16 protein-coding genes are annotated in these 19,825 nt (G+C 56.4%); 4 read left to right on the top strand and 12 right to left on the bottom strand.

All coding sequences use genetic code 11. The annotated features are described in order from the left end of the window. Nucleotides 1-168 precede the first annotated feature (168 nt). The 8 genes from C1A08_RS00875 to C1A08_RS00840 form a co-directional block, all read right to left on the bottom strand. Nucleotides 169-585 carry an ACT domain-containing protein gene (locus tag C1A08_RS00875; RefSeq protein WP_055204030.1) on the bottom strand — a complete coding sequence of 139 codons (417 nt, stop codon included), beginning with the start codon at nucleotides 583-585 and terminating at the stop codon, nucleotides 169-171. Between the two features lie 24 nt (nucleotides 586-609). Continuing rightward, nucleotides 610-1,911 carry a phenylacetate--CoA ligase family protein gene (locus C1A08_RS00870; RefSeq protein ID WP_101571585.1) on the bottom strand — a complete coding sequence of 434 codons (1,302 nt, stop codon included), beginning with the start codon at nucleotides 1,909-1,911 and terminating at the stop codon, nucleotides 610-612. A gap of 56 nt (nucleotides 1,912-1,967) precedes the next feature. Next, on the bottom strand, nucleotides 1,968-3,284 hold the full coding sequence (locus C1A08_RS00865) for an aminotransferase class I/II-fold pyridoxal phosphate-dependent enzyme (protein WP_101570738.1): 1,317 nt from the start codon (nucleotides 3,282-3,284) through the stop codon (nucleotides 1,968-1,970). A 19-nt stretch (nucleotides 3,285-3,303) separates the two neighbouring features. Continuing rightward, nucleotides 3,304-3,897, bottom strand: a complete 594-nt coding sequence (locus C1A08_RS00860) for an indolepyruvate oxidoreductase subunit beta (RefSeq protein ID WP_101570735.1) — start codon at nucleotides 3,895-3,897, stop codon at nucleotides 3,304-3,306. Between the two features lie 5 nt (nucleotides 3,898-3,902). After that, on the bottom strand, nucleotides 3,903-5,519 hold the full coding sequence (locus tag C1A08_RS00855) for a thiamine pyrophosphate-dependent enzyme (RefSeq protein ID WP_055204036.1): 1,617 nt from the start codon (nucleotides 5,517-5,519) through the stop codon (nucleotides 3,903-3,905). 22 nt (nucleotides 5,520-5,541) lie between these two features. Further along, nucleotides 5,542-6,309, bottom strand: a complete 768-nt coding sequence (locus C1A08_RS00850; RefSeq protein ID WP_055204037.1) for an amidohydrolase — start codon at nucleotides 6,307-6,309, stop codon at nucleotides 5,542-5,544. Nucleotides 6,310-6,491: 182 nt separating this feature from the next. After that, the gene (locus C1A08_RS00845) at nucleotides 6,492-9,059 is read right to left on the bottom strand and encodes a hypothetical protein (RefSeq protein WP_101570733.1); all 2,568 of its coding nucleotides are present in this window, start codon (nucleotides 9,057-9,059) and stop codon (nucleotides 6,492-6,494) included. Between the two features lie 259 nt (nucleotides 9,060-9,318). Beyond that, nucleotides 9,319-9,993: a porin family protein gene (locus C1A08_RS00840; RefSeq protein WP_101570731.1), complete on the bottom strand. Its 675-nt coding sequence runs from the start codon at nucleotides 9,991-9,993 to the stop codon at nucleotides 9,319-9,321. Between the two features lie 873 nt (nucleotides 9,994-10,866). On the opposite strand from C1A08_RS00840, the gene C1A08_RS00835 reads away from it, so the two are divergent. Both C1A08_RS00835 and C1A08_RS00825 read left to right on the top strand, forming a co-directional pair. Beyond that, nucleotides 10,867-11,832 carry a hypothetical protein gene (locus C1A08_RS00835; RefSeq protein WP_055204541.1) on the top strand — a complete coding sequence of 322 codons (966 nt, stop codon included), beginning with the start codon at nucleotides 10,867-10,869 and terminating at the stop codon, nucleotides 11,830-11,832. 437 nt (nucleotides 11,833-12,269) lie between these two features. Then, nucleotides 12,270-13,238: a hypothetical protein gene (locus C1A08_RS00825; protein ID WP_101570726.1), complete on the top strand. Its 969-nt coding sequence runs from the start codon at nucleotides 12,270-12,272 to the stop codon at nucleotides 13,236-13,238. Nucleotides 13,239-13,578: 340 nt separating this feature from the next. Here the strand turns inward: C1A08_RS00825 and C1A08_RS00820 are convergent, their stop codons facing one another. Next, nucleotides 13,579-14,811, bottom strand: a complete 1,233-nt coding sequence (locus tag C1A08_RS00820) for an energy transducer TonB (protein WP_180951500.1) — start codon at nucleotides 14,809-14,811, stop codon at nucleotides 13,579-13,581. Next, nucleotides 14,808-15,380: an RNA polymerase sigma factor gene (locus C1A08_RS00815; RefSeq protein ID WP_101570722.1), complete on the bottom strand. Its 573-nt coding sequence runs from the start codon at nucleotides 15,378-15,380 to the stop codon at nucleotides 14,808-14,810. The genes C1A08_RS00820 and C1A08_RS00815 overlap by 4 nt, the downstream gene beginning before the upstream one ends. 117 nt (nucleotides 15,381-15,497) lie before the next feature. Between C1A08_RS00815 and C1A08_RS00810 the strand changes: the two genes are divergently transcribed. Beyond that, a complete protein-coding gene (locus tag C1A08_RS00810; protein WP_101571583.1) occupies nucleotides 15,498-17,339 on the top strand; it encodes a vWA domain-containing protein in 1,842 nt (613 codons plus the stop codon). A gap of 100 nt (nucleotides 17,340-17,439) precedes the next feature. Here C1A08_RS00810 and C1A08_RS00805 read toward each other — a convergent pair whose 3' ends face one another. Then, nucleotides 17,440-17,970, bottom strand: a complete 531-nt coding sequence (locus C1A08_RS00805) for a DJ-1/PfpI family protein (protein ID WP_055204054.1) — start codon at nucleotides 17,968-17,970, stop codon at nucleotides 17,440-17,442. Nucleotides 17,971-18,137: 167 nt separating this feature from the next. On the opposite strand from C1A08_RS00805, the gene C1A08_RS00800 reads away from it, so the two are divergent. Further along, nucleotides 18,138-18,479 (top strand): winged helix-turn-helix transcriptional regulator, encoded by a 342-nt coding sequence (locus C1A08_RS00800; RefSeq protein ID WP_101570721.1) that lies wholly within the window; start codon nucleotides 18,138-18,140, stop codon nucleotides 18,477-18,479. 174 nt (nucleotides 18,480-18,653) lie between these two features. Here the strand turns inward: C1A08_RS00800 and C1A08_RS00795 are convergent, their stop codons facing one another. After that, nucleotides 18,654-19,823 carry a MalY/PatB family protein gene (locus C1A08_RS00795; RefSeq protein WP_101570718.1) on the bottom strand — a complete coding sequence of 390 codons (1,170 nt, stop codon included), beginning with the start codon at nucleotides 19,821-19,823 and terminating at the stop codon, nucleotides 18,654-18,656. Between the last annotated feature and the right edge of the window lie 2 nt (nucleotides 19,824-19,825).

The raw sequence follows: 19,825 nt of genomic DNA, 5'->3' as shown, positions 1-19,825 counted from the left end.
AGTTTTTCCGGATGGAATTAAATGCGGCCGGAGAATCTTTACGATCACTACAGGAGCGTTTTACGCCGAATCGTACCGGGTCGATTGCCGGAAGTGCGGAATAACAAAAAGCGGATGATTTTTCATCCGCTTTTTGTCGTTTTTCGATATATTGGAGCCGCTGCCCGTTTATTCGGAACGGAACGAAACCAAACGACATTTGCACCGGTTGAGCGTTTCGATACATTTGGCCACGTCCGTAGGACGGATGATCACGCTGGCCAGTTCCCCTTCGGAAAAGGCGTACATATATTCGATGAAGACCTGCTCGCGGGCCAGAATATCCAGCACCGGAGAGAGCGAGCCCGGCGTGTTGGGGCAGTTGATTCCCACCACGTCGGTGAGCGTCACCGCGAATTTAGCTTCGCGAAGCACCCGTTTGGCCGCTTCGACGTCGGAGACGATCATCCGCAGAATACCGAAATCGGCGGTCTCCGCCATGCTGAACGCATACATGTTGATGCCGTGTTCGCCCAGGATGCGGGCCACGTCGTTGATGCGTCCCGTCTTGTTTTCCAGAAATACCGATAATTGTTTGATCGTCATGATTATCCAGTTTTTAAGGTTTGTCTATTTGAGTACGCGTTTATCGATCACCCGTTTGCTTTTGCCTTCGCTGCGCTCGATGCTGTGCGGTTCCATCAGACGGATGTCGGCCCCGATGCCCAGCACGCTGTGCAGACGGTCGGCGATCCGTTTTTTGAGCGCCATCATCTGGCTGATCTCGTCCGAATAGAATGCTTCGCGCACTTCGACCTGCACCTGCAGCGTGTCGAGGTTGTTGACCCGGTCGACCACCAACTGATAGTGCGGTTCGAATTCCGGCAATTCCAGTACCACGCTTTCGACCTGGGACGGGAAAACGTTCACGCCGCGGATGATCAGCATGTCGTCGCTGCGGCCGACGATACGGCTCATCCGGACGTTCGTGCGTCCGCAGGCGCAGGGTTCGTAGGTCAGCGAACAGAGGTCTTTGGTGCGGTAGCGCAACAGCGGCATACCCTCTTTGGTCAGGGTCGTGAGCACCAGCTCGCCCTGCCCGCCGGCGGGCTGCGGTTCCAACGTGTTCGAATCGATGATTTCCGGATAAAAATGGTCTTCGACGATGTGCGAACCCGATTTGCAGCGGCATTCGTACGATACTCCGGGCCCCATGATCTCGCTGAGTCCGTATATATTGTACGCATCGACGCCCAGCTTCGCTTCGATCTCGCGGCGCATGTTTTCGGTCCACGGTTCTCCGCCGAGAATGCAGGTACGTAGCCGAAATTCGCTGCGCGGAATACCCGACTTGATGATTTGTTCGGCCAGGTACAGGGCGTAAGACGGCGTGCAGGCCAGCGCGGTGGAGCCGCAGTCGTGCATCAGTTGGATGTGCTTGGCCGTATTGCCCGTAGACATCGGGATGACGGTCGCTCCGAGGTGTTCCACCCCGTAGTGCAGACCCAGTCCGCCCGTGAAAAGGCCGTAGCCGTAGGCGACCGTGAACAGGTCGTCGCGCGTAGTGCCGAAAGCCATCAGGCAGCGCGCGATCGACTCCGACCAGATCGAAAGATCGCGGTGCGTGTAACCGACCACCGTGGGTTTGCCGGTCGTCCCGGACGAGGCGTGCAGCCGGACGATCTCCGATTGGGGGGCGGCGAACAGCCCGTACGGGTAATTGTCCCGCAGATCCTGCTTGGTGGTGAAAGGCAGTTTGACGATGTCGTCGATCGTGTCGATGTCGTCGGGCGTAAGGCCCATCTGCTGCATTTTGTCGCGGTAGAAAGGGGTATGGTGGTAGACCCGGTGCACCAACTTTTTGAGCCGGGCTCCTTGTAGCAACCGCATCTGTTCGCGGTCCATACACTCCTTCGTTTGATTCCAGATCATAATTTTGTAGATATTCCGCATCCGGCGATGCGGTGGGTTTTCATTCGGTTTTCAGGTTACAGCGGGTGGTCGGTTTTGAAGGCTTTGAGTCGCTGTTCGAGGATGTCGAACAGTTCGTCCGTCATCCGCGACGTGCAGGCGCGGATGCCTTCCTGCAGGCTGCCCGTGGTATTCAGCGTGATCGAGCTGATCCCGTAATAGAGCAATTCGCGCATCAGTTCGCCCGAAGTCATTCCCGGGTAGCCGATCGTGAAAAAGAATCCGTCGCCGATCGGTTGCTCGACGTCCTTGTCGTATACGACGTGAAAGCCGTTTTCGCAGAAAAGCCGCTTCATCTTTTCCGCCCGCCGGCCGTATTCCATCGTGTCGGCCACGAAATCGATCTGTCCGTCGCAGGCCGCTTTGTACATCGCCGCGAGGCCGAACTGTACCGAATGGCTGGCGCCGGAAGTGATCATGTACATGATCGCGTTGGTAAACGTGTTGCCGAAAAGTCCGGCTCCGTTGTAGCGTTCGGCCAGGGCCGGGTAACGGCGGTTGAAGAGTTTGTCGGAAATACATACGACGGCCATTCGCTGGCCGGCATAGCTGAATATTTTCGAGGCCGACAACATCAGCATGTAGTTGTCGGTGTAACGCGCTACGGTCGCCTGGAAAGGAGGTTCGAACGGACGGCTCAGATCGCGTCGGAAATCCATCGCGAAGTAGGCCAGGTCTTCGAGCACGATCGTGTCGTACTGCGTGGCCAGCTCGCCGATAATCTGCAATTCCTCCTCTTCGAGGCAGATCCAGGCCGGATTGTTCGGGTTCGAATAGATGATCGCCGAGATATTTCCCTCTTTCAGAAAGCTTTCCAGCTTGTCGCGCAACGCTGCTCCCCGATAGTTGAAAATGTCGAACTGGCGGTATTTGACACCCAATATTTTCAATTGCGATTTCTGGATCGGGAATCCCGGGTCGATGAACAACACGGTATCCTTACCGGGCGAGCACTGGCTCGTGACGATGAACGAGCCGAACGATCCCGCGACCGATCCGGTAGTCGGAATACAGGCTTCCGGCGTGATGTCTACGTTCAGGAAGGCCTTTACGAAGCGCGAGGTTTCGCGTTTGAGCTCCGGAACGCCTTCGGCGGCCGGGTAGATGGCTGCGATACCGGTGTCGAGCGCCGCTTTTTCGGCGGCGATTCCTACCTGGTTGGGGCTCAGGCCCGGTACGCCCTGGTCCATCCGGATGAAAGGGATGCCCGTGCGCTGCTCCAGGGCCGAGGCCAGCAGCACTACCTGTCCGATCGTGGCCTGTGCCAGGTCGGTGATCTTCAGCTCGTCGACGATCGATTCGACCAGTTGTCGACTGAATACGCTATTTTGCATGTTTTTCGTTTTCGCTTTTTTACAGATGTTTCCGCATGATGTGCTCGGCGGCTTCTCGGCCGCATGCCAGCGCTTTGAGGTTCATCGCGACTACGTCGTCGCCTTTGCGTCCGAAAAAGCGGCGGATACCGTCTTCGATTTTTTCGATCCCGATGCCCAGGATCGGCGACGCGGCGCCCAGCAGCACGACATTGGCGGCGCGCGGGACGTTGTTCTCTTTGGCCAGCGCATCCACGTCGAGCAGGATGACGCGCGGCAAGCGTTTCAGGTCGGCCAGCAGGTCGTCTACCTGCGGGTAGTTCGGAATGTTGACGAAAGGCGCGGCGTTGGTCACGATCCAGCCCGTGTCGGACAGGTAAGGCAGGTAGCGCAGCGCTTCCATCGGTTCGAGCGACAGGATCAGGTCGGCCCCGCCGCGGGCGATCAGGTCGGAACGGATCGGTTCGGACGAGATCCGCAGGTTCGATTGTACGTCGCCGCCCCGCTGGCTCATGCCGTGCACTTCGGCTTGCTTGATATGCAACTTTTCTTCCAGGGCCGCTTCGCCGATGATCGCTGCGATCGAGAGGATGCCCTGGCCCCCTACTCCGGACAGAATGATATCTAGTTTCATAGGTTTCAAGATTTGGTCGTTTTGTTTTGTCGGGCTTCCTTGTGGTGCCGTTTGAGGGTCTGGATGCATTCGCGGCGCGGGATGATGACCGAGACGCCCCGGTATTCGATCTCTTCGCGCAGGATGGCGGTGATCTCGTCCATATTTTTCGGCAGCGGAACCACCACGCGCACGTGGGCCGGATCGACCCCTACTCCGAGGCAAATCGCTTCGAGCTTGTTCGTCCCCGCGGAGTCCTGGCCGCCGGTCATCGCCGTGGTCAGGTTGTCGGAAATCACGACGGTGATGTTGGCGTTCGAATTGACCGCGTCCAGCAGGCCGGTGATGCCCGAATGGGTGAACGTTGAGTCGCCGATGACCGCTACGGCAGGCCACAGGCCGGCGTCCGCAGCGCCTTTAGCCATCGTGATCGAGGCTCCCATGTCGACGCAGGAGTGGATGGCGCGGAACGGGGGCAGCGCTCCGAGCGTGTAGCATCCGATGTCGCTGAATACCCGGTAATCCTTGTATTCGCGCACCACGCGGTTCAGCGCGTCGTACGTGTCGCGGTGCCCGCAGCCCGAACACAGCGCCGGCGGACGCGGGGTTACGTGTTCGCTCGGGGCGAAACCGGGCGCCGATTCCAGTCCCAGCGCCTGTTTGACATTGTCCGGGGTCAGCTCCCCGGTGCGGGGCACATCGTTGCTGAGGCGTCCGCGGATACGGACGGCGGTAGGCAGTACGCCGCGCAGTTGTTCCTCCACGAACGGCTGTCCGTCTTCCAGTACGAGGATTTCGTCGCAGGTTTCGGCCATACGGCGCACCAGCGTTTTCGGCAGCGGATACTGGGACAGTTTCAGTACCGGGAAATCGCATCCTGCCGGAAAGTTCTCCATCAGGTAGTTGTAGCCGATACCGCAGGCGATTACGCCCGTTTTCCGGTTCGGGCCGTCGGTATAGCTGTTGTAGGATGATTCGGCGGCGAGCGCTTCCAGTGCGGGCTGTTGTCCCAGCAATTCGCCGTAGCACCTGCGTGCGTTGACGGGCAGCAGCACCCAGTGCGCCGCGTCGTCCGGGAAACCGAGCTCGTTCTGTTCGCGGATGCGGCCCGGGCTAATGACGGCCCGCGAATGCGCCATCCGCGTGGTAATACGCATCAGTACAGGCAGTTTGTGCTGTTCGGAAAGATCGAACGCATAGGACATCATGTCGTAGGCTTCTTGCTGCGACGAAGGTTCCAGCATCGGCGTGAATGCGAATTTGCCGTAGAAGCGGGAGTCCTGTTCGTTTTGCGACGAGTGCATCGACGGGTCGTCGGCCACGAGGACGACCAATCCGCCGTTGGTGCCGGTTACGGCCGAGTTGACGAAAGCGTCGGCAGCTACGTTCAGGCCCACGTGCTTCATGCAGACGAGCGCCCGCTTGCCGACGTAAGAGACGCCCAGAGCGGCTTCCATCGCCGTTTTTTCGTTGGTGCACCAACGGCTATGCACGCCGCGCAGCGTGGCCAGTTCCGAGGTCTGGATATATTCGGTGATCTCCGTCGAGGGAGTTCCCGGGTAGGCGTACACGCCGGTAATCCCGGCATGAATGGCTCCCAATGCGACGGCCTGGTCACCCAGCAGCAATAATTTTTCTTCCATATTGATCGTGTGAGGTTAGCTGTTAGATATTCAGTGTGAAAGGATCGGCGTCCTGAAGCGCCGGGAATTTTTCGCGGAAGGTCGTCAGGGAGATTTTGTCCGCTTCGGCGGAGAGCGTCGCCGGCTGTCCGCCCGTGCCGGCATCGGCCAGCGGTTTGCCGAGGAAGTCGAGCAGTACAGTCCCTCCGCAGTAGTTGCAGTTCGGATCGTCTCCCACCCGGTTGACCCCGGCCACGTAGCAGACGTTTTCGATCGCCCGCGCTTTGAGCAGCGCGTTCCAGGCTTCTACGCGCGGCGTCGGCCAGCTGGCTACGTAGAGAATCATGTCGTAGTCGTCCCGGTTGCGCGACCAGACCGGGAACCGCAGGTCGTAACAGACTTGCAGCAGGATGCGCCAGCCTTTGTATTCCGCGATCACGCGCCGGTCTCCGCCGGTGTATTCCTTGTGCTCGCCGCCGTAAGTGAAGAGGTGGCGTTTGTCGTAATGTACCGTCGCACCGTCGGGACGGACGAAATAGAACCGGTTGAAGTAGCGGCCGTCCTGTTCTACGGCTACGCTGCCGGCCAACGCGGCTCCTTTCTTCCGGGCCGTCCGTCGCATCCATGCCAGAGTCGGCCCTCCGTCCGGTTCGGCGGCTTCGCGCGGGCGGGTGCAGAACCCGGTCGGGAACATTTCCGGCAGTACGACGAGGTCGGTTTCTCCGACCGCAAAGATTTCCCGTTCGAAACGGTTGCGGTTGGCGGCCGGATCGTTCCAGACGAGATCGGCCTGTATCAGGGTGATGTTCATAAATTTTTTCAAAAACGCTATATCTTACAAAAGTAAGATTTATATCCTGAAAAAAATAACAATCGGTTAAAATTTATTTGTCGGCTGCCGGCGTTTGATTCCCGGTTCAGGGATAAATTTCACGCCGGAAAGCGTTGAAAAACTATCGTAGGCGTATCCCGAATCAAACAAATGCGCCAAAATCACTCCAATCTTTGTAGCGTTCTGCATACCGATCCGTCCGCCGCGATACCCTCGATCACGATTTCCAAACGAGACTTGTTTTTGTCGTTGGTGTAAAACTCGATCGAACCCTTGCCGTCGTTCCCAAGTTGTAAATAGGGTTCCCAATAGAGTGTCGTCCTGCGATCCGGGGTTTTATTCGCCAGTCGCTCCGGAGTGTCGTAAACAGGATGGTAAAACTCGGCTCCAGGTATATAACCCACCGTTCTGTACAGGCCGAACCGGCGTTTTCCCTGGGCGTCCTCTTTCAGATAAATCTCGAAACGGCAGGGATAATCCGGGCTGGTACCGATCGGCAGATACGGAAGAAACTCCCGCAGCGGAGGTCCAGGCATAGGCATGAGTACCGTACGGATGTATTCGATGTCCCTGACCGTATATAAGTTCAAAAACTCGGTACCCATAATCACCTCGCCATTCAGGCGGAATTGAAGCGGGACACTCATTCTGCCCCCCATATCTATACACCATCCCAAAGGCATCTGTTTCATTCCCGGAAAGTGTTGTACATATTTCTCCAGCGACATCGTACTCAGTTTTGCGAACTGCGCCGTATCCTTGTGCAGTCTCTTTTCGATTCGCAGGGCCGGAGCGTTCGGATCACGGCCATGAACCACCACCTCGTCGATCTGGTACGTTGTAAGACTGTCCAAACCCGTTGGAGGCGGAGACGCCCGACGAACCTCTTCGAGCCGCTTTTCCCTGATTGTCTCGCTCTGATAAGGAGCCAGGGGCGTAAGCCCCGGACGGTAATAAGTGTCTTCGAAATGGATCTCGTAGGGAATCTTCCCTTTTTTGTTGTAAAACGGGATCAGAAATACCGTCGTATCCTGAAAATCCAACCCTTCGAACAGAAAGTGTCCCGCACTGTCCGTCGTGGCAGTGAACGCCCGGTCGCCCAGACCGTCGCCCCGGGAGGCGAACGCCGTTAGGGTCGCTTCCCCAACGCCTTTGCCGAACATATTGTTCACGCGACCCGAGAAAAACTGTCCGTGCTCGAAAAAGAATTTCGGCCTGAACGGAGCGGTGCGGAACAGACTGTCCGTACGGAAACGCCGCCAGCCGTGCGTTAGCATAACCAAATCAAGGCTGTGCTGCCGGGCCGGCGAGTCGTCCAGAAAATAGTACCCCGGATTGTGGACGTATCCCTTCAGATCGGAGGTCAGCAACAGATAAGTGTATATATGATCGGACAGGGAATCCGGTTTCACGGCATCCGCATCCGTTACGCTGACCGAAAACCGTCCGGAGAGGGGTTGCTCTCCCCTTTTCAGCGAAATATCCGCCCGCACCTTCTCGCGGGCTCCGTAGGCGGGTTTGTCGGCGCGGACGGTGAAACGGGGAGTACTGCCGGGTTTGCGGATATAGACCAACCGTTCGGTGCGGGGACAACCGGTCGAGTCTGTCAGCAGCAGGTGAAGGATACCTTCCGGTAATGAATCGGTTCTTATCGTTCCTGTATTTTGCCGCGCGTCTACCGGGTGCAGCAGACAGCACACGCCCCGCGTATGTCCGACCAAAAGGCCAGACGCGGGAACTTTTCCCAGAATCCGGTAACGAATGTCCCGGTTTCCCTGAACGACCTGCAAAGCGCAGGCGTTGTCACGCACAGCCGGAAGGGAAACGGAGACGGAAAGCGTATCGAGGAACGCGACCGCGCGATAGCTCTCGCTCTCGCGGGGCGTGAGCAGGAAACGGCCCATTCCGTCGTGCTCGCTGCGGAAGCGGGCTACGGTATCGTTGCCGCCGTTCAACAGATACCCCTGTACCTCCGCAGGACTGCCGTCCGGACGGACCGCCCTGAACGCAACGATCTGGGGCATGTCGGATCCTACCAGTTCGCCCCCTTCGGGAAGGAACTGGATGTCGAACGATGCGCGGGGCGGTTCGATAAAGACCGTACGGCGGAAAACGGAATCCTCGCGTATCGAAATCCGGATATCGGCATAGGCCCCGCGGGAAGCGGAATCTCCGGGCAGGGGAACCAGTACGGCGCCCGTGGACGAAAGACGCTGCGTACCGGAACCCAGGTGTTTCCCGTTCTTATCGTACAGATCGAACGACGCTTCCTTTTTCGAAAGGGGGCGTTCGTAACGGTCGAGAAAACGGACGACCATACGCTTGTCCGTATAAGTGACCGAATGGCGGACTTTCGAGATATTCTGTCCGATCACGATGTTTTTCTGGAAGAAACCGGAGGCGTCGAAATTGAGCATCCAACCCGTATAAGCCCGCAGGGTGTATTCCCCGGAAAAAAGAGTATCGGCCAACGGGAGGCAGTTTGCGAACCCCATCGAATCGCGTTTGATCTTTCTCGAAGTCACCAAACGTTTGGCCCGGTCGTACAGATCGACGTAAATGAAATTGGAGAGCGTATCGGGTCTGTGTGTCACGGCATCCGTCAGATAGGCCCGGAACCAGATCGTGTCTCCGACCCCGTAGTAGGGCTGGTTCAGATGAAGGTAGAGCTTCTCGGGATGTTTGGCGGTTTGCGCGTCGAAAAAGGACTGTATCCCGGAATCTTGCATAGCGTTCCGGTTTTCGCGGGCTGTTTGGGCACGGGTGTGCGGGCAGGCAAGATAAACTGCCGTACATAAAATCAGCAAAAATCTATCCATAGCGCATATGGTATTGGATTGTATCAAATTTATAAAATATTCGATTGATTTACAAAACAATTCGACGTTCGTTCGTGTCGTGCCGGAAAATAATAAAGAAAGCGGGCGACTTTACAAAAGTCACCCGCCCGTATCAGAAAACGGTTCTGGAAGTATTTCCCCGATAGGTTTAGAATTTCCAGCCGAGAGTCAGCGAAAATACCCGGTTTTTGATTTTTTTCAGGTCGCCGCCTTCTTGCGCTATTTCCTCTTTGAACGTATCGGTCGCGATGTCGTTCAGCGAGAAGTTGTAGCGGGCGTCGATTACCAGTCCGTAGTCGAGGGTATAGGAGAGGCCGACGGGAATGGCGATGTCGGTCGTCCGGAACAGGTTTTCGTCTTTGAGGTCGGCGGTTTCCCACGGTCCGTCGTTGCTGCGCACCCGCAGTTTGGAACCGATGAGGAATCCCGGTTGGATGCCGGCTTTCAGGGCCAGTCCTTTGGTTACGTAAAAGTTGGCCAGGATCGGAATGTTCAGGTAATTGAGCCGGTAGCTAAACTCTTCGGACTCGGTTACGAATCCTCCTCCCGGGCCCCGTTCCGTCCACGTCGCCTTGTCGGTGGAACCCTGCCGGGAATAGAGCACGTCCGCCGAGACGGCGAGCCATTTCAGCGCGCGGTATTCGGCGAAAGCGCCGACGATCAGCGAGGGTTTCGTTCCGTTCAGGTCGCGGGTATTCTCGGCGGAACTAGCGTACAGGTCGGCGATGTTGATTCCGACTTTCGGGCCGAACGTAAAGGTTTTCTGCCCGGAAACGACTCCGGCGGCCAGCACAACTGCGATTAGGAGAATTGTTTTTTTCATAAGGCGGGTTTTTGTCCGTAAATAATTGACTGAAAATAAAACCGAGGAAATCTGTCGTTACTGCAAAAGTAAAAAATAATTCGTAAAAAAGTCTCCGTTGCAATCCGATATGCAGCGGAGACCGTGTTCGATTGAACTGGGTATGTAACCGAAAATCCCGAAGGACGTTTCAGTAGACGTTGGTCTGCAAAGTAAATCCGGCATTCATCTGTCCGGTTCGAGACTGTTCAAGACCAATCGGGCGGTGATTTTCGGATGGCGTCCGCTCCGGCGGTACCGCACTTTCCCTGAAAATCCGTTGTCCTGTATCGATCGTCGTCGTGGCCGTGGTAGGCAGGAGGGGAAACGTTAATCGAAAAAACGCCTCGGAACCAAATCGGTTCCGAGGCGTCGGGGAAAACAGTAAACGTGGACCGCTTACGGATTGTCCGCCTGATTTTCGAGCCGGGTACGGCCCGCCGTTTCATAAACATAAATAATTTTTGTACTGCACTTTGCGAAGTTTTTGGAAGAAATATCTTTTCATGTGGCGTATGTTGTTTTTTTACGGGCGGAATCTCCGAACCGGTATTCCCGAACGGATCGGCCGTCCTCTGTACCTGCGTTTTATTCGCATTTTACGATTTGATTTGAGCATTATTATTCGTACCTTTCGGTACTGCAAATGTATTTTCAGAGAACGGCATATTGGTGTCGTTTATAAAGTATTTAAATTCAAATATTTTCTAATAAAACAACCCGGGAGTCGGGAACGGTGCGATTTTCGCAACGCGCTCCGGATGGAACCGCCCTGTTTTGCCGACCGGCGCAGCGATCGCCTTCGCGGTTTCTTTTTGGGATTAAAAAGTAAAAAACATGGATACGACGGAAATGATGATGACCGACAAGCTGAATTCCGGCCTGATCGAGTCGATGAAAGAAAAGATTCCGGAGGGAGCCAACCTGGCGAACCTGTTGATGGATATACTGTATATAGGTAAAGAGGCCGTTTACCGGAGGCTGCGGGGCGAAGTGCCCTTTACGTTTACCGAAGCCGCGGTGATCTCGCAAAAGTTGGGCGTATCGTTGGATCAGCTGATCGGCGCCAACTTCGGCGGGAATGCGCTGTTCGGGCTCAATATCGTGCATTATGCCGATCCGGTCGAGACGTATTACGCGATGATCGACGGTTATGCGAAGATTTTCCGGGAATTGAAACGAGAGCCCGAGTCCGAGCTGGCGACTTCGTCCAACATCATTCCGCAGACGCTTTATATGAAGTACGATATGTTGTCTCGTTTCCGGCTGTTCAAATGGATGTACCAGCATGACAAGATCGACTGCACGAACCATTGTTACGACGATCTGGTGCTGCCGGAAAAGTTGTTGCAGCGGCAAAAGGAACTCGTCGACGAGGCGCAGCAGTTCGAATCGACCTGCCATATATGGGACAGCATGATTTTCCAGTACTTGGTCAACGATATCAAATATTTTACGAAAATCCACCTGCTGACCGAAGATAACGTGTTTCAACTGAAAACCGAACTGCTCCAATCCCTCGATGAGTTGGAGGAGATCGCCATGAAAGGGAAATTCGCATCGGGGAAAGACGTTCATATTTACATTTCGAACATCAATTTCGAGGCGACGTACAGTTATGCCGCGTCGAAGTACCGCCATGTCAGCATGATCCGGATATACGCGATCAATTCCATTACATCGCGCGATACGGAAGTGTTCGGCAACTTGAAGGAGTGGATCCGTTCGCTGCGGAAGTTTTCCACGCTGATTTCCCAGAGCGCGGAAATGCAGCGGATTCAATTCTTTAAAAAACAGCGCGAGATTATCGCGGAATTGTAGTGTAAGGGTTTCCGCAACTCTGCGGAACGTCTTGTTGCGAAAAACGAAAATACGGTAGTTGAAAAGCAGCCGGGTTGCATTATGCGGCCCGGCTGTTTTTTGTGCGGTGCAATATTAGAAATCGTTCGTTTCGAATCCTGCGGATACGGAAACTTTTATTCGAAGCGGAAGACGCATCTTTGTATGGATGAGAAAAGGAGGGAAAAAAAACGGCGCGGTCGATCGCCGGACGGGCAGTCTGCCGGTGCCGGGTATCGTGCAGCGAAAGGGAGCCGGGCGTGCGGATGGCGCAAGCAGGAACAGCGGGAGATGCGCGCGCCTGATTCCGAAAATACCGGTTTCTCCGGTCCGCGGAGCCGCTGATCCGTCCCGCGAGTTCGGGCGGCGCTTCCGGGCGTAGAATGAAATGACTTAATGAACGACAAAAACAAAAAACAATGAAAAACGAGATGGTTAATGAATTGATCGGAGTCATGCGGGAACGGATTCCCAAAGGCAGCAACCTGGCCAATTCCCTGATGGAGATCCTATGTATGGGTAAGGAGGCCATTTACCGTAGGCTGCGGGGCGAGGTCGCCTTTACGTTCGAAGAGGTTTCTCTGATCTCGCAGCATCTGGGCATTTCGCTCGACAAGATCGTCGGACGCCGGATGCTCAACGATACGATGTTCGACCTGAACCTGCTGCATACAGGGGATCCGATCGAGAGCTATTACGAAATCCTGGTGCGTTACGCGAAATTGTTCGACCTGCTGCGCGACGATCCGACGGCGAGCGTGGCGACGGCTTCGAACCTGATTCCGTTTACGTTCTATTCTCCGTACGAATGCCTTTCGAAATTCCGTCTGGGCCGCTGGATCTACCATCACGGTAAAATGAAGCCTCCCGCCAGCCTGTCCGACCTACAAGTGCCGGACAAAGTGCCCCAGATGCACTGGAAACTCAGCGCAAGCATCCGGCAGTTGTCCCACACCAGTTTTATCTGGGATTACAACATATTCCGGTCGATCGTCAAGGAGATCCGTTATTTTGCCGGACTCGACCTGCTCTCCGCCGAGGACGTGAGAAATATGAAGAAAGAATTGGGACTGCTGCTGTCGGAACTGGAAGCCGTGACGACGACCGGAGAGTTCAGCAAGGGACATTCGCTGGCGATCTACCTGTCGGATATCAATTTCGAGGCGACTTACACGTATGTCGAGAAGGGCGATTTCCAGGCCTGCCTGTTCCGCGTTTATTCGATCAACTCGATGGATTCGCAGAATCCGCGCATGTGCAACATTCAGAAAAACTGGATACAGTCGCTCAAACGTCATTCGACGCTGATCTCGCAGAGCAGCGAGATCCAGCGGAGGCAATTTTTCAACGAACAGCGGGAGATCGTCGAAAGCCTGCAGGAAGCCTGATTCGTTCTTTGCCGAAAACGGGCGAAGGCCGGGCCGTATGTATGTACGGGTCGGCTTTTTTGCGTAACGGGACGTACTGTATCGTTTCGTGTACCATGTCCGGACGCGCTCGTTGAGAAGCGGAAATTTTTACGTTCGATGCAGACCGTCAGCCGGGACGGTTTCCGGTGACGAATCCGTTGCGGGCGGCAATGAGCGCGGGGTACGCCGCCCGGACGGAAGAGTTTCCGACCTGTCTGCCGGAAAACGGGATTCCGGGAGGCCCCCGTGAAAGCGGAAAGAGAAAGGAACAGTCGCTCTTGGCGGTTGCATCCGGCGCGGAAAACGGTTCGGTCCGAGGTCAGAACCGGATGTCGAGGCGAACGAAGCCTTTGCCGGGCGTCCAGTCGGGGCCTTCCCGCACGAGGCGGACGGCTTCCCGGTCGGCTGCGGCACCCAGGCTGCGGATCACTTCGATGTCGACGGGGCGTCCTGCGGAGTCGATCCTGAAACGGAGAGTTACTTTGCCGTGCGGTAGGTTCCCGTCGTCCGGATAGACTTTGTGCTCGTCCAGATACCGGAGATAGGCTTTGTGTCCGCCGACGGGGATGGATTTGCGGACGTCTTCCTGTCGTGCTTCGGGTTTCTGCGTACCGTAGCCTACGACGATGCATTCTGTCAATTGCTCGTCGTCCTCCTGCAATGCGAGCCGTATCGGGCGGGAGGTGTCGGCCGGTATTTTTTCGGTGCGATATCCCAGGTAGTTGATTTCCAGTGTGTCGGTTCCCGGAATTTTGGATAGCGAGAAATTTCCGTCGCTGTCGGTTACGGTGCCTTTGCCGGGTCCGGAAGCGACGGTGGCTCCGATAAGCGGCGTGCCGTTTCTATCGGTGATCCGGCCCCGTACCGATGCGGGTCTCCCGATTTTCCGGAAGATTCTTTCGGAATCGGATGCCGGGGAGACCTGAACGGAGGATTGCATTTTCTCCGGGCGGTCGCTGCGTTCGGCGGCGATGTCGGCAGCGACCGGCAGGGCGGCCTCGTCCTGCGAAAGGCTTTCTTCGGAAGGAGCCGGCGGCGGAGTGCCGGCGACGGTTTCGCCCGGCCGGGATTTTTCGTTTTCGGCGTATTCTGCCTCTTGTTTCGCAAGGGGCGCCCGGTCTTCGGCTGCGGGCGTCTCTTCCGGATAGACCGACGGCGTTTCGGCGGCGGTTTTTGCCTCCGGGCGGGATTTTTCGGGCGTCGCGGCGGCGAGTACGACGGAATCGGTCGGAACGGAGCGTTCGGGCGTATCCTGCCGCAGTGCAATCGCCGGTTCCTGCATCGGAATATTCCGTAGCGTCAGCAGGTATCCTCCCGCGCCGGCGCACAGCAACAGCGCCGCCGCCGCGCTCCAGTAAATCCTGCGCCGCAGTTTTCCAGCGGCGCCCGTCACCCGGCGCTGCATTCGCCGGATCGCATCGGTCGGATCGCCCGGCACCGCATCGTATCCTTCCAGCGCATCGCGCAGGAACGGATCGTCCATCGCTTCGCGTTCGATGCGGCGGGCTTCCCTACCCTTGCGGTTTCCGGTTATGTAATCGATCAGTTTCATCGTTCCGTCCGTTTTTCGATGCAGATTTTCAAGTTGCGTTTCCCGTTCTGGATGTAGCTTTTGACGCTTTTCAAGTGCCATCCGGTCGCTTCGGCGATATCGGCGTAGGACATCTCTTCGAAAAAGAAATGCCGGATGCTGATCCGCTGCGGTTCGGGCAGTTCCTCGAGGCAGGCTTTCAGCGGTTCGTTCCGCGATACCGCTTCCGGTTCGTCCAATAGATGCGTAATTCCCGCCGATTCCATAAATCGCGCGTCCGGTTCGTGCGGAATTTCCCGTTTCGTTTTACGCAACTGCTGCAGGCAGTGATTTTTCGCCGCACTGTAAATCCATGTCCGGAATTCGCGGATTTCGTACCGTGCGATTTTGGGTTGCAGCTCTTCGAACAACGCCATTACCGCATCTTCCGCGAGATCCTGCCTTTGCAGGTATTTCAGGCATACGCCGTACAGCAACGGTATATACCGGCTGTACAGCGTGCCGAAGCAGCTATCCTGTCCGGTTTGGCGAAGCCGTCGCAGCAATTCGTCGTCGTCCGGTTCCCGGGTATGGGTCTGTGCGAAAAACAAGCCTGTTTTTGTTTTAAAGGTAGCTATTTTTACGGTTCGTCAAAAAATTTCCGGGTAATTTATGGAATTTCCGTGCGGAAGGCATCTATCAGGCAAACGAACCTTAAAACATGGATTATGAAAAAAGGAATTTTAAGAAAAACGCTGGTTGCGGCTTTTATGCTGCTGGCTGCGGCGCCGCTGCTGCGGGCCGAACGAATCGACGTGAGCGGACGGGTGACCGATGCCGACCGGACCCCGCTGCTCGGGGTAATCGTCAGGGCGGGAGCGGCCGACGGCGTGCTTACCGACGTAAATGGAAATTTTTTGGTGAAAGGCGTCGAACGCGGGAGTATGCTTACTTTTTCGTATATCGGGTATAAGACCCGTTCGGTAGCCGCCGATTCGGTTCGGCTGCACGTGGTTCTCGAGAGCGATAACTTGCAACTGGAAGAGGAGTGCGTAGTCGTCGGTTACGGGACGGAGAAACAGAGCCTGCGGGCGGAGCGTATGCCGCGGGCGGTTTTCGCCGCGGATTGCGGCCTACCCCTGCCCGCGCCGGTTGCCGGAAACGGCGAAGCGTACGCCGCCTTTGCCGAAAATCGGTTCCGTTCGGCGCAGTCCGAACCGCTGTCCACCTTTTCGATCGACGTGGACGGAGCTTCTTACGGCAATCTCCGGCGCATGATCGGCAGGGGTGAGACGCCTCCGCAGGACGCGGTGCGGATCGAGGAAATGGTCAATTATTTCACCTACGGTTATAAAAAGCCCGAGGGGAACGATCCGGTGGCTATTTCGACCGAAACCGGGATTTGCCCGTGGAACGAGGCGCACCGGTTGGTGCGGATCGGTATCAAGGCGCGGGAGATCGCTTCCGAGGCTTTGCCCGCGTCCAACTTCGTGTTCCTGATCGATGTTTCGGGGTCGATGTACGGACCCGGACGGCTCGGTCTGGTCGTTTCTTCGATGAAGTTGCTGATCAACAACCTGCGCGACAAAGACCGCGTCGGCATCGTTACTTACTGCGGCAGTGCGAAAACGGTTCTGGAGTCCGTGCCGGGCAGCGAAAAACAGAAAATCAGGGACGCGCTCGAACAACTCGAGGCCGGCGGTTCGACGGCCGGCGGCGCGGGGATTCAGAAGGCTTACGACCTGGCTCGGCGCAGTTTTATCGACGGCGGTAACAACCGGGTGATCCTTTGTACGGACGGGGATTTCAACGTCGGCGTTTCGAGCGAGGCGGAACTGGAACGGTTGATCGCGAAGGAGCGTCAGAGCGGCGTTTTTTTGACGGTTCTCGGTTACGGGATGGGGAATTACAAGGACGGAAAGCTGCAAACGCTGGCCGAAAAGGGTAACGGCAACCATGCCTATATCGACGACCTGCAGGAAGCGAACCGCGTGTTGGTGAACGAATTCGGTTCGACGATGCACACGGTCGCCAAAGACGTGAAATTGCAGATCGAGTTCAACCCGGCTCGGGTTCAGACTTATCGTCTGATCGGATACGAAAGCCGGTTGCTGAACAAGGAAGATTTCAACGACGACACGAAAGACGCCGGTGAAATCGGCGCCGGGCACTGCGTGACGGCCCTTTACGAAGTGGTTCCGGCGGGTGCGGCGGGGAACGTTCCGGGTAGTGTCGATCCGCTGAAATACCAGTCGGCCGCTCCGGTTCCGTCCTATGCGGGGCCCGATTCCGAGATGCTGACCGTCAAACTCCGTTACAAGGAGCCGGACGGAGACGTCAGCAAAAAAATGGAGGTCGCCCTGGTCGATTCGGGCGGAGACCGGGTGTCGTCCGATTTCCGTTTCGCTTCGGCCGTGGCGATGTTCGGACAGTTGCTGCGCAATTCGGATTTCCGAGGAAAAGCCACGTACGACGATGTGATCGCGCTGGCCCGCCGGGGACTCGACGACGATCCGCAGGGATACCGGCGGGAGTTTATCCGGTTGGTCGAAACGGTGAAAAACCTGTAACGTTCGAAACCGGGAATACAAAACGGGGAGGCGTGAGACGAGCGCCTTCCCGTTTCGTATTCAGGATATGGTCGTGTGAGGAACGACCGGTTGCCGGTAGTTACTTTTTCAGTTCCTCCACGACTTTCGGCAGCATCGTCCGGATGGTGTGTTCGTCTTTGGCCGTGTAGAAATTGCCGTCGGTCACCGAATCTTCGTCGGTGGCTTTGCCTTTTTGAATGGCGGTTTTCGCCAGCGGATGCAGCGCCAGTTTCCGGCCGGCGGTTATCCCGGCGAACTCGAACATCATTGCGGCGGCGCAGTGCCCGATCATGATTTTCCCTTTTTCGCCGAATGCTTTCAGTACGGCCATCAGGTCGACGTTGTACGGTTTCTCCGCGTTTTGCTGGAAGACCGGCACGGCGTCGCCGCAGGCGAATACCAGGGCGTCGAATTCGTCTTCGCGTCCTTTGAGGTGGGCGATCACGTCGTCGGCGACCAGCGCGATGCCCGAATTGCTTTTGATCTCTTTCGAATTCGCTACGGCGAATACTTTGCAGGGAATCCCGTTTTCATAAAATGTTTCCAGGTACTCGAACAGGCCGAACCCGTTTACCGGATTGACGGCCACGACAGCTACTTTCTTTGCCATGACGTTTGATTTTTTTAGTGAAACAAAAGTTATCTTTCGTAAGTTCGTTATATTTGTGAACAAATGTAGCGGAAACGAAAAGTAAAAACAAGAAGGCACTTGCAGATAAGTAAGTTACACGCATGTAACCGTTGCTGATCTTCAGGGAGTCGTTATCAGAAAAAATCATGCAAAATTTTCATCGCGACGGAATATGTCCGATCCGGGACGTGCTGAGCCGGCTGGGCGACAAGTGGTCGTTGCTCGTGCTCGTTTCGCTGCAAACGAACGGAGTCATGCGTTTCGGCGATTTGCAGCGGTCGATCGGCGACGTGTCGCAACGGATGCTGACGGTCACGCTGCGCACGCTGGAGGCGGACGGAATCGTGGAACGGAAAGCTTATGCCGAGGTGCCTCCGCGGGTGGAATATCGTTTGACCGACCGAGGCCGGAGTCTGATGCCGTGTCTGAACGGACTGGTGGAATGGGCGCAGCGGCACGCGGACGGCATCCTGGAAAACAGAAAGTAGAAGCGACGCATCCGCCCTGGTTCGACGATACGATCGAAGAGGTGCTATGCGAAAATTCTGGGCGTGCATTGGGCGACGGCCTCTCCCGGACGCAGATAGGATGGGTGTGTCGTATATATTTGATCTAATGGTGATTATGTTTCGATGCCCGATTTCAGATTATCTCCGGCCGATTCAATCCCGGCGGCGCTCCAGGACACGTACCGTCCGTTCCAGTCCGTCGGCAAGCAGCGTCCGGGGACAGGCGATATTCAGCCGGATGAATCCTTCTCCGCCGGGGCCGTACAGCGTGCCCGAATTGACCATCAGTTTCTGTTCTTTCTGCAAACGCAGGGCCGTATCGTCCGAGCCGATACCGGTCGCCCGGCAATCGATCCAGACCAGGTAAGTTCCTTCGAGCGGCAGCACGGGGTATTGCGGCAGTCGTTCTTCGAAAAAGCGGCGGAGGTATTCGTAGTTTCCCCATAAATACTTTCGCAGGGCGTCGAGCCACGCCCCGCTTTCGTCGTAGGCCGCTATCGTGGCTGCTACGCCGAACGGGTTGACGTCGCACACTTCGTTGATGTTGACGGCGCGGTCGATGCGGCGGCGAACCTGTTCGTCGGCAGCGACGATGTCGGCGATTTGCAGCCCGGCCAAATTGAACGCCTTGCTTGGGGAGACGCAGGTCGCGGAGTTCATTAGGAAGCGTTCGGACAAGGAGGCGAAAGGCGTATAGTCATGCCCTTCGTAGGTCAGTTCGCAATGGATTTCGTCCGCAACCACGAATACCCCGTGCCGCAGGCAGATGTCGCCGATACGCCGCAGCTCTTCCGGCGTCCAGACCCGTCCGACCGGGTTATGCGGGTTGCATAGCAGCAGCAGCTTCGCTTTCGGATCGGCGGCTTTCGCTTCGAGATCGTCGAAATCGACCGTATAGCGGTTGTCCCGGTAAACGAGGCGATTGGCCGACATTTCGCATCCGTCGTTGCGGATCGACGAGTAGAAACAGTTGTATGCCGGGGTTTGGACGATCACCCTGTCGCCCGGAACCGTCAGGGCTTTGATGATCGCCGACAACGCCGGAACGACGCCGCTCGTATAGACGATCCACCGGGGATCCACCTGCCAGCGGTGACGGTTCCCGAACCACCGCACGACGGCATCGTAATAAGCCTGCGGCACTTTGGTATAGCCGAAAATCCCGTGCGCCACGCGCCGCTGCAAGGCTTCGATAACGGCGGGAGCGGTACGGAAGTCCATGTCCGCCACCCACATGGGCAGTACGCCCTCTTCTTCGGGGGTATCCCATTTGTAGGAGTTCGTCCCGCGACGCGGGATAATTGTGTCGAAATCGTATTTCATAA

The sequence above is a fragment of the Alistipes sp. cv1 genome (assembly GCF_900240235.1).
GTDB classification, from domain to species: domain Bacteria; phylum Bacteroidota; class Bacteroidia; order Bacteroidales; family Rikenellaceae; genus Alistipes_A; species Alistipes_A hominis.
Note: the sequence above shows the minus strand (reverse complement) of the source record. Positions and strands in the feature narration are given on the sequence as shown.

What these genes read in the sequence shown, in the direction of transcription:
- C1A08_RS00865 (WP_101570738.1), bottom strand. Translation starts at nt 3,284, where the DNA reads ATGCAAAATAGCGTATTCAGTCGACAACTGGTCGAATCGATCGTCGAC.
- C1A08_RS00870 (WP_101571585.1), bottom strand. Translation starts at nt 1,911, where the DNA reads ATGATCTGGAATCAAACGAAGGAGTGTATGGACCGCGAACAGATGCGG.
- C1A08_RS00800 (WP_101570721.1), top strand. Translation starts at nt 18,138, where the DNA reads ATGCAAAATTTTCATCGCGACGGAATATGTCCGATCCGGGACGTGCTG.
- C1A08_RS00845 (WP_101570733.1), bottom strand. Translation starts at nt 9,059, where the DNA reads ATGCAAGATTCCGGGATACAGTCCTTTTTCGACGCGCAAACCGCCAAA.
- C1A08_RS00835 (WP_055204541.1), top strand. Translation starts at nt 10,867, where the DNA reads ATGATGACCGACAAGCTGAATTCCGGCCTGATCGAGTCGATGAAAGAA.
- C1A08_RS00855 (WP_055204036.1), bottom strand. Translation starts at nt 5,519, where the DNA reads ATGGAAGAAAAATTATTGCTGCTGGGTGACCAGGCCGTCGCATTGGGA.
- C1A08_RS00795 (WP_101570718.1), bottom strand. Translation starts at nt 19,823, where the DNA reads ATGAAATACGATTTCGACACAATTATCCCGCGTCGCGGGACGAACTCC.
- C1A08_RS00860 (WP_101570735.1), bottom strand. Translation starts at nt 3,897, where the DNA reads ATGAAACTAGATATCATTCTGTCCGGAGTAGGGGGCCAGGGCATCCTC.
- C1A08_RS00875 (WP_055204030.1), bottom strand. Translation starts at nt 585, where the DNA reads ATGACGATCAAACAATTATCGGTATTTCTGGAAAACAAGACGGGACGC.
- C1A08_RS00810 (WP_101571583.1), top strand. Translation starts at nt 15,498, where the DNA reads ATGAAAAAAGGAATTTTAAGAAAAACGCTGGTTGCGGCTTTTATGCTG.
- C1A08_RS00825 (WP_101570726.1), top strand. Translation starts at nt 12,270, where the DNA reads ATGAAAAACGAGATGGTTAATGAATTGATCGGAGTCATGCGGGAACGG.
- C1A08_RS00850 (WP_055204037.1), bottom strand. Translation starts at nt 6,309, where the DNA reads ATGAACATCACCCTGATACAGGCCGATCTCGTCTGGAACGATCCGGCC.
- C1A08_RS00805 (WP_055204054.1), bottom strand. Translation starts at nt 17,970, where the DNA reads ATGGCAAAGAAAGTAGCTGTCGTGGCCGTCAATCCGGTAAACGGGTTC.
- C1A08_RS00840 (WP_101570731.1), bottom strand. Translation starts at nt 9,993, where the DNA reads ATGAAAAAAACAATTCTCCTAATCGCAGTTGTGCTGGCCGCCGGAGTC.
- C1A08_RS00820 (WP_180951500.1), bottom strand. Translation starts at nt 14,811, where the DNA reads ATGAAACTGATCGATTACATAACCGGAAACCGCAAGGGTAGGGAAGCC.